The sequence below is a fragment of the Amycolatopsis sp. genome, assembly GCF_036008905.1.
Classification (GTDB): Bacteria; Actinomycetota; Actinomycetes; order Mycobacteriales; family Pseudonocardiaceae; genus Amycolatopsis.
Genome location: NZ_DASYMU010000113.1, coordinates 17054 through 27933 on the forward strand (window position 1 = coordinate 17054; position 10880 = coordinate 27933).

12 protein-coding genes are annotated in these 10880 nt (G+C 69.0%); 10 read left to right on the forward strand and 2 right to left on the reverse strand.

Translation table 11 applies throughout. From position 1 onward, the window contains the following. The first annotated feature begins 12 nt into the window (after positions 1 to 12). The 5 genes from VGP60_RS20835 (at position 13) to VGP60_RS20855 (ending at position 4034) form a co-directional block, all read left to right on the forward strand. Positions 13 to 1128 carry an acyl-CoA desaturase gene (locus VGP60_RS20835; RefSeq protein WP_327549715.1) on the forward strand — a complete coding sequence of 372 codons (1116 nt, stop codon included), beginning with the start codon at positions 13 to 15 and terminating at the stop codon, positions 1126 to 1128. A 9-nt stretch (positions 1129 to 1137) separates the two neighbouring features. Then, on the forward strand, positions 1138 to 1392 hold the full coding sequence (locus VGP60_RS20840) for a hypothetical protein (RefSeq protein WP_327549716.1): 255 nt from the start codon (positions 1138 to 1140) through the stop codon (positions 1390 to 1392). Between the two features lie 159 nt (positions 1393 to 1551). Then, positions 1552 to 2802 carry a sensor histidine kinase gene (locus VGP60_RS20845; RefSeq protein WP_327549717.1) on the forward strand — a complete coding sequence of 417 codons (1251 nt, stop codon included), beginning with the start codon at positions 1552 to 1554 and terminating at the stop codon, positions 2800 to 2802. Between the two features lie 30 nt (positions 2803 to 2832). Continuing rightward, positions 2833 to 3477: a response regulator transcription factor gene (locus tag VGP60_RS20850; RefSeq protein ID WP_327549718.1), complete on the forward strand. Its 645-nt coding sequence runs from the start codon at positions 2833 to 2835 to the stop codon at positions 3475 to 3477. Positions 3478 to 3620: 143 nt separating this feature from the next. After that, positions 3621 to 4034 (forward strand): secondary thiamine-phosphate synthase enzyme YjbQ, encoded by a 414-nt coding sequence (locus VGP60_RS20855; protein ID WP_327549719.1) that lies wholly within the window; start codon positions 3621 to 3623, stop codon positions 4032 to 4034. Here the strand turns inward: VGP60_RS20855 and VGP60_RS20860 are convergent. After that, entirely contained in the window at positions 3972 to 5033 is a 1062-nt protein-coding gene (locus VGP60_RS20860; protein ID WP_327549720.1) for an ABC transporter permease, read from the reverse strand. The two genes, VGP60_RS20855 and VGP60_RS20860, sit on opposite strands and share 63 nt — an antisense overlap. 109 nt (positions 5034 to 5142) lie before the next feature. Between VGP60_RS20860 and VGP60_RS20865 the strand changes: the two genes are divergently transcribed. Genes VGP60_RS20865 through VGP60_RS20875 form a run of 3 tightly spaced genes read left to right on the forward strand, consistent with a single transcriptional unit; the run spans position 5143 to position 7683 of the window. Further along, entirely contained in the window at positions 5143 to 5853 is a 711-nt protein-coding gene (locus tag VGP60_RS20865) for an HAD family hydrolase (RefSeq protein ID WP_327549721.1), read from the forward strand. Positions 5854 to 5863: 10 nt separating this feature from the next. Further along, positions 5864 to 6796, forward strand: a complete 933-nt coding sequence (locus tag VGP60_RS20870) for a hypothetical protein (protein WP_327549722.1) — start codon at positions 5864 to 5866, stop codon at positions 6794 to 6796. After that, complete coding sequence (locus VGP60_RS20875) at positions 6793 to 7683, forward strand: hypothetical protein (protein ID WP_327549723.1); 891 nt, start codon at positions 6793 to 6795, stop codon at positions 7681 to 7683. Before VGP60_RS20870 ends, VGP60_RS20875 begins: the two co-directional genes overlap by 4 nt. A gap of 3 nt (positions 7684 to 7686) precedes the next feature. On the opposite strand, the gene VGP60_RS20880 is transcribed toward VGP60_RS20875, so the two are convergent. Continuing rightward, on the reverse strand, positions 7687 to 9435 hold the full coding sequence (locus VGP60_RS20880) for a proline--tRNA ligase (protein ID WP_327549724.1): 1749 nt from the start codon (positions 9433 to 9435) through the stop codon (positions 7687 to 7689). A 120-nt stretch (positions 9436 to 9555) separates the two neighbouring features. Between VGP60_RS20880 and VGP60_RS20885 the strand changes: the two genes are divergently transcribed. Both VGP60_RS20885 and VGP60_RS20890 read left to right on the forward strand, forming a co-directional pair. Next, the gene (locus VGP60_RS20885; RefSeq protein WP_327549725.1) at positions 9556 to 9909 is read left to right on the forward strand and encodes a VOC family protein; all 354 of its coding nucleotides are present in this window, start codon (positions 9556 to 9558) and stop codon (positions 9907 to 9909) included. A gap of 11 nt (positions 9910 to 9920) precedes the next feature. Beyond that, positions 9921 to 10880 (forward strand): 2-hydroxyacid dehydrogenase (locus VGP60_RS20890; protein WP_327549726.1); only part of this gene is annotated, 960 nt, incomplete at its 3' end.

Here is a 10880-nt window from a genome sequence, read left to right on the forward strand (position 1 = left end):
CAGGAGAAAGCCATGACCGGACTACAGGATCGCCTCACCCCGCAGCAGATCGAGGAATTCGGCCGCGAGATGGACGAGCTCAGGCAGCGGACCGTCGCCCAGCTCGGCAAGGAAGACGTCGACTACATCCACAACGTCATCAAGACCCAGCGCGCACTGGAGGTCGCCGGGCGCGGGCTGCTGTTCGCCGGGTTCTTCCCGCCGGCGTGGATCGCCGGGGTCACCGCGCTTTCGGTGTCGAAGATCCTCGACAACATGGAGATCGGCCACAACGTCATGCACGGCCAGTACGACTGGACGCGTGATCCGGCGCTGAGCTCGCAGGGCTTCGAGTGGGACAACGTCGCGCCCGCCGCGAACTGGCGTCACTCGCACAACTACCTGCACCACACTTACACGAACATCCTCGACAAGGACCGCGATATCGGTTACGGCGTCCTGCGGCTGGACCCGGCGCAGCGCTGGCACCCGTACTACCTGGGAAACCCGGTGTACGCGATCATGCTCGCGCTGTTCTTCCAGTGGGGCGTGATGCTGCACGACCTGGAGTTCGACCGGATCGTCAAGGGCGAGCGCAAGTGGTCGGACACCAAGGAAGTCGCGGCGAAGATGGCCAAGAAGGCCTCGCGGCAGGTCGGCAAGGACTACGTGCTCTTCCCGCTGCTGACCGGCCCGCTCGCGCCGTTGACCTTGGCCGGCAACGCGACGGCGAACCTGGCCCGCAACCTGTGGTCGTTCTCCATCATCTTCTGCGGCCATTTCCCCGCCGACGTCGAGAGCTTCACCGAGGAGGAGACCGAGGACGAGTCGCGGGGCCAGTGGTACCTGCGCCAGATCCTGGGCTCGGCGAACATCTCCGGCGGGAAGCTGTTCCACATCATGAGCGGGAACCTCTCGCACCAGATCGAGCACCACCTGTTCCCGGACATCCCGGCGCGGCGCTACCCGCAGATCGCGGGCGAGGTGCGGGCCATCTGCGAGAAGTACGGCCTGCCGTACAACACCGGCCCGCTGAGCCGCCAGCTCGGTTCGGTGGCGAAAAAGATTGTGAACCTCGCGTTGCCGTGGGTCGGTACGCCGCGCAGGCCCAGTACCGTGGAGCGGGACAAGGTACTCCGAGCGGCTTAGGAAACGAACATGGTCGGTCAGTTCGAGAGCAGCAAGGACACGGTCCAGGTGATCACCGAATCGGCGGCCACGCACATCGGGAACATCGCGACGATCATCACCGGCGCGGTCCGTGACATCGCGCGGGAGACCGGCGACTGGATCAGCGACGTCATCGAGATGCGCGAAGCTTCGGTCCGCGCGCAGGAAGACGAGCAAAACCTCAACCCGCCCGTGGTGGTGGAGCCGGTCGCGGACGTGACGGACCCCGTCGTCGACAAGTAGCAGGGCTCGGCTGGGTGCGTGGCTCGTGAGTGGCTACGAGTGTTCTAACACTTGTAGCCACTCACGAGCCACCCACCCAGCCACACTTACGTACTGACGCGCCCACAAGTAGGGAAAACCGGGTGGGCGCGCGGGGCGGGCTCGCGGCAAGCTGGGGCGGTGACCACCCGTAACGCCCTCCGGCTCGTCCTGGCAGCGCCCTTCCGGCGCGCGTTCCGGGCCGAGCTGGCCTGGGTGCTCCTCGGGGTGCCGCTCGCCGTGCTGTGCCTGGTCCTGCTGCTGGTCGGGCTCGCCCTCGGCGTCGGCCTGTCGCCGCTCTTCCTCGGTTTGCTGCTGATCTCCGCGACCCTGCTCGGCGCGCGAGGGCTCGGCAAGCTGCACCGGGCGCTGGCGTCCGGACTGCTCGGCGTGCGGGTCGCGGCGCCGCCACAGCGTGAACTCCGGCCAGGGTTGTGGAACTGGGTCAAGTCCCGCGTCGGCGACCCGGCCGGTTGGCGGGCGGCGGCGTACCTGGTCGTCCGGCCGCCGCTGGCGCTGGCGGAACTGATCGTGACCGCGGTGCTGCTCGTCTACGGCCTCGGCACCCTGACCTACCCGGTGACCTGGTTCATCCTCGACGGCCAGGCGCAGCCGGTCTTCGACATCTTCACCCGCGAGTGGATCCTCACCATCCCGCTCGCCTTGCTGGGTCTGCTGATCCTGTTCGCCACGCCGTGGATCCTGCACGGCCTGCTCGTGCTCGACAGGCTGCTGGTCCGAGGCCTGCTCGGCGCGGCCACGCTGTCCGAACGGGTCCGCGACCTGGAGGAAAGCCGCGCGACAGCCGTCGAAGACGCCACGGTGAAGCTCCGCCGCATCGAACGCGACCTGCACGACGGCGCGCAGGCGCGGCTGGTCGCGGTGGCGATGAAACTGGGTGTCGCCAAGGACGAGCCGGACGTCGACCAGGTCCGCGCATTGGTGGCGGCCGCGCACGAAAACGCGAAACTGGCGCTTGTGGAGCTGCGGGATCTGGCCCGCGGCATCCATCCGCCGGCGCTGGACGCGGGACTCGGCGTCGCACTGTCCACTTTGGCCGCCACCAGCGCCGCCGACGTGCGGCTGAGTGTCGAACTGCCCACCCGGCCGCCGCCGTCGATCGAAACGATCGTGTACTTCAGCGCGGCCGAACTCCTGACCAACGCGGTGAAACACGGGGACGGGCGGGCGATCGACGTCGACGTGGCCCTGATCCCCGGCGGGCTCCGGCTCGCCGTGGCCGACTCCGGCAACGGCGGCGCGCGGGTCATACCGGGTGGCGGCCTCGCCGGGCTGGCGGACCGGGCGCGGACCGTCGACGGCAGGCTCGGCATCAGCAGTCCGCGCGGTGGGCCTACGGTGATCACCGTCGAGATACCGCTGCGGCATTGAGCCGGGGGCGCCGCAGTTTTAGGAGGCACTGTGCGAGTCGTGATCGCCGAGGATTCGACGATCCTGCGTCAAGGTCTCGTCGAGCTGCTCACCCTGCGCGGCCACGAGGTCGTCGCCGCGGTGAAGGACGGCGAACACCTGCGCGCCGCCGTCACCGAGCACCGGCCCGACGTGTCCATTGCGGACATCCGGATGCCGCCGACGCACACCGACGAGGGCCTCCGCGCCGCGATCGCGTTGCGTTCGGAACTACCCGGCTGCGCGATTCTCCTGTTCTCGCAATACGTCGAGACGACCTACGCCGCGGAGCTGCTCGCGGATCGCGCGGGCGGCGTCGGCTACCTGCTCAAGGACCGCGTGGCCGAGGTGTCCGACTTCCTCGACGCGCTGCGGCGGGTGTCCGAGGGCGAGACCGTGCTCGATCCCGAAGTCGTCCAGCAGCTCTTCGCGTCGACCCGGAAGTCGGACGTCCTCGCCGGGCTGACCGGGCGGGAGCGGGAAGTGCTCGGCCTGATGGCGGAAGGCCGCTCCAACGCCGCGATCGCCACTGGCCTGTTCCTGTCGGCGGGTTCGGTGGAGAAGTACGTGACCAGCATCTTCGGCAAGCTCGGCCTCTCACCTTCGGACGGTGACAACCGGCGTGTCCTCGCCGTCCTCCGCTACCTGCAGCCCTAACTCGCCAACCTCAGAATTCATATGTGCGAACACCGCGTTACATACTGAACGGTCGAGAACCGTAAGCCCGCGCCCGTTCACGCGTCAACGACCCTCTCCCTGAGCGGTACATCGATGCCCCGAAGGCACTAACGTGGGCCGCCATGTACTCCACGGAGATCGAGGTCCACACCGGCCGGGAGGCCGTGGTCTACGACCTCACCAGGGAAGCCGAGGCGTTCCTGACCGAGGCCGACGCCGACGACGGCCTCCTGCACGTCTGGGTCCCCCACGCGACGGCCGGGCTGGCCATCCTCGAAACCGGCGCCGGGAGCGACGACGACCTGTTGTCCGCGCTCGACGAGCTGCTCCCCCGCGACGACGCCCGCTGGCGGCACCGGCACGGCAGCAAGGGCCACGGCCGCGATCACGTGCTCCCCGCGCTGGTGCCGCCGTACGCCACCATCCCGGTCATCGGCGGGGTGATGGCGCTCGGCACCTGGCAGTCGATCTGCCTAGTGGACACCAACCTCGACAACCCTGTCCGGCGTGTGCGCTTCAGTCTCCTCAACGGCTGAAGCCCTGCGGCCGGGCCAAACGACGACAACGAGCCCGACGACCAGCATCCCGGCGAGGACCCAGATCCCGGCGGCGACGTCCGGCGCGCCCGGAGTGCCCTGAAGCAGGCTCCTGAGCCCTTCGGCGGAGAATCGGAACGGCGTCCACGACCACAGCAGCGCGCGGTAGGCGGGGTTGAGCAGCTCGGGCACCTGACCGGCAACGGCGGGCGCGACCAGGTAAAGCGGGCCGAGGATCGACATCGCGCGCACGCCGAGCAGCCGGAGCAATCCCGCCTGCAGTGCCGCGAACGCCGTCGCGGCCAGGAAAAGGAAGCCGAGGACGTCCCAGCCGAGCGGCAACGACGAGTCCCACAGCTTCAGGAAGCCCGCGATCACGGCCGTGATCAGCACGCCGGCGCCGAGGACCTGCACGACCCGCGCTCCGACGCCGGGCACCAGACCCAGCCGGCGCGAACCCAGCAGCAGTACGGCACCGGCGACCAGGCAGCCGACCCAGGCGAGCGCGCTCGCGGCCAGTGGCGCGGTCCGCCCGGCGACGCTGACGGGGTTCAGCGTTTCGACCTTGACGGCGACCGGCGGGGCCGCGGGGTCCGCTTGCGCCGCGGCCGCGGAGAGCGCCTGAGCCGCCCCGGTCAGCGCCTGCTGTGCCACCTGAGTACCGGACGGGTTGACCGCGCCGGACACGACGACGGTCGCGGACGGCCCGGCGCCGAGCTCGAGAACGCCGTAGACCTCCTTGTCCGCCAACGCTTTCCGGCCGTCCTCCGGCGTCGTGAGGCGCCACTCCAGCTGTCCGCCGCCCTGCTGAGAGACACGCGAGGCGACAGCTTGCAGCGGCCCGGCGGGTGGCGCGGAGACGGCCACCGGCACCCGGTCGGGCGCGCTGGTCGCCTGCGCACCGAAGGTCAGGAAGCCGAGCACAACGGCGACCAGCGCTCCTGCCACCGCGGCTATGAGAGCGAACGCCCCAGGACGCGGGCGGCGTGGACCGGACATGACTTCCTCCAGTTATTCGTCAGACGTTGAATTCTTCTCCCAAGGTAGAACCCCTTTCGCTCGAAAGTCAACACACGTTGAATAACTATGGCCGGGTAACGTCGGTCACGTGACGACCACGTACGCACCCCGGCTGGTGCTCTGGGACATCGACCACACGCTCGTCGAGCTGACTCGCGGCGGCAACTGGTTCGGGACGGCCTTCGCGACGGTGATCGGCAAGGATCCGCTCTACACGCCGAAATTCGGCGGCCGCACCGATCGCGCTGTCACGATCGAGCTCCTCGAGGCCGTCGGCGTCGAGGCCACCGAGGAGCTCATCCAGGAACTCTGGGCCGAGTTCATCGCCGTCGCCGACAAGTCGCGTCCGACGCTGGGACAGCACGGACGAGCCCTCCCCGGCGCCGCCGCGGCACTGTCCACAATGGCCGGATCGCCGAACGTGGTCCAGACGCTCGTCACCGGGAACCTGCCGGAAACCGCGCACCACAAGCTTTCCGCGTTCGACCTGCACACCCATATCGACTTCGAGATCGGCGGCTACGGCTCGCTTTCGGCCCATCGCCCGGACCTGGTGCCGCACGCTGTCGGGCTCGCCACGACCAAGCACGCGACGACGTTCGCCGCCGCTGACGTGGTGATCATCGGCGACACCCCGTTCGACGTCGACGCGGCCCTGCAACACGGAGCGGTGGCCGTCGGCGTCGCGACCGGGCACTTCACCGCCGAGGAGCTGCACGCGGCGGGCGCGCACACCGTGCTGGCCGATCTCACCGACACCGCGGCGGTCCGCTCCGCATTACTGGGCCGGGCGGATTAAACTCCCCGGCATGTCATACCCAGGGGGCAACGGCTGGGATCAGCCCCAGCAGCCATACCAGCCGGGCTACCAGCCGCCGAACCACCCGGGGCAGCAGCACCCGCAGCAGCCGTATCAGGGCTACCAAGATCATCCGCAGCAGCAGTACTACGGTGGTTACCCCGGTGGCCCGCAGCCGCCCGCGCCGAAGAAGAACAAGACCGCGCTCTGGGTGACGATCGGCGCGCTCGTGGTCGTCATCGCCGTCGGCGTGACGCTCCTGTTCGTGATGACCGGTAACAACGATCCGGCTCCCCAGGCCGCGCCGTCGTCCTCCCCGGTCGCTCCGCCGCCGCCGAGCCCGTCGAACAGCAGCCCGCCGACGAGCACCGAGGCGAACAACCAGGTCGACGCCGTCACGCCGGGCTGGCAAGGCATTCTGTCCACAAAGGACGGGGTGGCCTACGACCTCCCACCGGACAACTGGGACACCCGCCCGGGCTTTATTTCGGGCTATGACTCGGGTTCGGTGAAGGCGTCCATCCACGAGTCGACCACCTTCCGCCCGGAGGCCTGTGCCGGGGTCAAGGGATCCAACCGCGGCAAGGCGGGCTTCATGACCGCCGGGGACAACGCGCCCGACGTCGCCGCGCGCGGTTCGGTACGACTGTGGGCGCAGGCCGCCGGCACCGGCGAGGACGGCAAGGTGCCGGAGGTCCCGCTGCCCGCCACGACCCAGATCCCGATCGACGGCGGGAAGCTCCAGGCCACCAGCTCGACGGTGACGTTCACCCCGCCCGCCGACGAGGACTGCCCGGCACCCAGCGTCCAGGTCACGTCGGCGGCGTTCAAGGTCGGCACGCAGACGGTCTGCTTCCTGCTGGTGACCGACCTGCAGGTGCCCGACGCGCTGCCCGCGGAAGACGCCAAGAAGATCCTCGCGAGCCTCAGACCACAGTCATGACCGAGGATCGGCCGCCCGAGCCGGAGGGGACGGAACCGCCACGGTTCGTCGACCCGCTGACCGGGTGGCCGATTCCGGAAGAACCCCGCCCGGAACCGCTCGATACCCCCGACGAACCGGCTGCCGAACCCCGGAACCGGCTGCGCAGGCGAATCGCCCTGTCACTGGCGGGGGTGCTCGTCCTGGCGATGTTCGTCGGTGTCGTCGTGGTGATCGGTGATTCCCCCGAGTTCTCGACCTCGGCGAGCGACGTCGAGACCCCGGTGCCGATGCCCGGCACCAGCCGCCCGCGGCCGGAGACGCTACCCGTTGTCGCGGGCTGGAAACCGGTCGTGTCCGACGACCATCCGTTCGCGTTCGACGTCCCGCCGGACTGGACCGTGGAGAACCCGGGCGTGATCGTCGGTTTCGAAGCGCCCGGCGGAGATCTGCTCTCGCTGCACGGCGTCGCCAGGTTCAAGAGCAACTTCTGCCCGTACCTCGACGTATCGTCGCGTGCGCAGGCCGGTTTCACCGCGATCCGCGCCGACGAGGTCAACGGCATCAGGGAAGCGGCCGAAGAAACCGTGGTGCGCTGGGCGGAAGCCGCCTACAGCTCAGCGGACTTCGCGAAACAGCCGCGTGTCACCGTGACCAAGGCGCAGCCCGTGCAGGTTTTCGGGGGCAGCGTCGAAGCCATGGAGATGACGGCGACCGTGCGGCCCGTCGAGCCCAACGCCTGCAGCCCGCCGAGCGTCGCGCTCACCGCCGTCGTCCTGCCGTTGAACGCCGACGCCGACGCGATGAGCTATCACGTGCACCTCACCCTCGCCGACCAGGAGATCGGCGAGGGCCTGCAACCCGACGTCGCCGCCGAAATCATCAGCAGCATCCGCCGGGCGGGCTGAAGCTCAGCCTCGGGTGAGCTTCACCAGGTGCTCGACCACACCGTCGACGGCGACCTCTTCGCGCTCGCCGGTACGCCTGTCCTTGACCTCGACGAGCCCGTTGGCCAGGCCACGCCCGACGACGACGATCGTCGGCACACCCACGAGTTCGGCGTCCTTGAACTTCACGCCCGGCGAAGCCTTGCGGTCGTCGAGCAGCACGCTGAGGCCGGCCGCGTCGAGCTCGGCGGCCAGCTTCTCGGCACCGGCGGACAGGGTGTCGTCCTTGCCCGCGATGACGAGGTGGAGGTCGTACGGCGAGATCTCGCGGGGCCAGATCAGGCCGATGTCGTCGTGGTTCTGCTCGGCGAGCACGCCGACCAGGCGGGACACGCCCACGCCGTAGGAGCCCATGGTGATGCGGATGGGCTTCGAGTCCGGGCCCAGCGCGTCGAGCTCGAACGCGTCGGCGTACTTGCGGCCGAGCTGGAAGATGTGGCCGATCTCGATACCGCGCGCCGCGACGAGCGTGCCGTGACCGTCGGGCGACTCGTCGCCCTCTCGGACCTCGGCGGCCTCGATGGTGCCGTCGGGGGTGAAGTCACGCCCGGCGACGAGGTCGACGACGTGGTGATCACGCTCGTCGGCGCCGGTGACCCACGCCGTGCCGGTGACGATCCTGGGGTCCACGACGTACCGGATACCGTTGTCCTGCAGCGACTTCGGGCCGATGTAGCCCTTGATCAGGAACGGGTTGGCCTTGAAGTCGTCCTCGTCGAGCAGCTCGACCTCGGCGGGCTCGAGCGACGCTTCGAGCCGCTTCATGTCGACCTCGCGGTCTCCGGGGAGACCGACGGCGAGCAGCGTCCACTCCTTGGAGCCGGGCTGACGCGTCTTGACGATCACGTTCTTGAGCGTGTCGGCCGCGGTGAACGTGCGGCCGAGGCCGGCTTCGTTGAGGAAGGTGACCAGCTTCTCGATGGTCGGCGTCTTCGGCGTCAGGTGGACCTGCGCGGCGGGCTTGTCCTCGACGGGCTGCGCGGGCGGCGCGGGTGTGGTGACGGCCTCGACGTTCGCCGCGTAGTCCGACTCGGTGCTGCGGACGTAGGTGTCTTCACCGGTGTCCGCCACCGCGAGGAATTCCTCGGACGCGGAACCGCCCATCGCGCCGGAGGTCGCCGCGACGATGACGTACTCGACGCCGAGCCGGTCGAACAGGCTGGTGTAGGCCTGCCGGTGCAGCTCGTACGAACGCTTGAGGCCCTCGTCGTCGAGGTCGAAGGAGTACGAGTCCTTCATGACGAACTCGCGGCCGCGCAGGATGCCCGCGCGGGGGCGCGCTTCGTCGCGGTACTTCGTCTGGATTTGGTACAGGACGACGGGATAGTCCTTGTACGAGCTGTACTCGCCCTTCACGGTGAGCGCGAAGAGCTCTTCGTGGGTCGGGCCGAGGAGGTAGTCGGCGCCCTTGCGGTCCTTGAGGCGGAACAGGCCGTCGCCGTACTCGGTCCAGCGACCGGTCACCTCGTAGGGCTCACGCGGCAGCAGCGCGGGGAACTGGATCTCCTGCGCGCCGATCGCGTTCATCTCTTCGCGCACGACCTTCTCGACGTTGCGCAGGACCCGCAAACCGAGCGGCAGCCACGAATAACCACCCGGAGCGACGCGGCGGACGTAGCCGGCGCGCACCAGCAGCCGATGGCTGGGCACTTCGGCGTCCGCCGGGTCCTCGCGCAGCGTGCGAAGGAACAGCGACGACATCCTGGTGATCACTACGGGACTCCTAGCGGCAAAGGCCGGATATAGACGTTCAGCGAAGCGTAGTCAACCCCTCCGGGGTGGCCGCAACCGGTTATCACGGTTTTGTCGGGGGTGGCCGCTAGCGTGCCAGGCATGGCACTTGAACTGGGCATGGTCACCGTCGATTGCGCCGATCCGAAGCAGCTCGCGGGCTTCTGGACGAAGGCGCTCGGCGTCGAGGTCGAAGTGGACTACGAGGAGTACCTGATCCTGACACCCGCGAAGGAAGGCGGCACCAAGCTGGCCTTCCAGCGGGTGCCGGAAGAGCGCGCCGGCAAGAACCGGCTGCACCTGGACTTCGTCACCGAGGACCGGGCGGGCGAGGTGAAACGGCTGGTCGAGCTCGGCGCCTCCGAGCTCGACACGCACGAGATGCCAGGACTGACCTGGACCATCCTCACCGACCCGGAAGGCAACGTGTTCTGCGTCGGCGGAGGTGATCACTAGATGATGGAGGGATGACGAGCCGAGTACTGATCCCGTGGCGTGATGTCGAGGTTCCCGACGGCCTGGCCGCCGGGGTGTACGACGGAGTCGGCGAGCCGCCCGCGGACTTGAGCGGTGTCGAGTTCTACGTGCTGCCCTACGACCGTGGGCCGGAGCCGCCGAAGCTGATCAGCCGGCTGCCCGCGTTGCGTGCTGTCCAGGCGCTGTCGGCGGGCTTCGAGAACTTGCTGCCGCTGCTGCCGGACGGGGTCGTGCTCGCGAACGGCCAGGGCCTGCACGACCTGAGCGTCGCCGAGCACGCGATGGCGCTGATCCACGCCTCACAGCGGGATCTGCCGCGCTGGGTGAAGCAGCAGGCGTCCGGGTCGTGGGCACGCGAACACACCAGGTCGATCGCGGACAGCCGGGTGCTGCTGATCGGGTACGGCTCGATCGGCAAGGCGATCGAGCGGCAACTGCTGGCCACCGAGGCCGTCGTCGTGCCGGTCGCCAGCCGCGCGAGGCCCGGCGTGCACGGCATCGACGAGCTGCCCGCGCTGCTGCCCGACGCCGACATCGTGGTGCTCGTCCTGCCCGACAACCCGGGCACGCGGGGCTTGTTCGACGCGTCCGCCCTGGCAGCGCTGCCGGATGACGCGCTGGTCGTGAACGTCGGCCGGGGCACGGCGGTCGACACGGACGCGCTGCTGGCCGAGGTACTCACCGGACGGCTTCGCGCGGCGCTCGACGTCGTCGATCCCGAGCCGCTCCCGGCGGACCATCCACTGTGGACGGCCCCAGGTGTGCTGATCACGCCGCATATCGCGGGCGGCTCGGCGTCCTTCTACCCGCGCGCGAAACGGCTCATCGCCGAACAACTCCGCCGCTTCGCCTCCGGCTCTCCCCTCCTCCACATCGTCACTCCGCCATCTGTCGACAGCAATGCCACTGACTTAAGCTGCCCGAGGTGTCAGCCGGATGTTCGGTGGGTC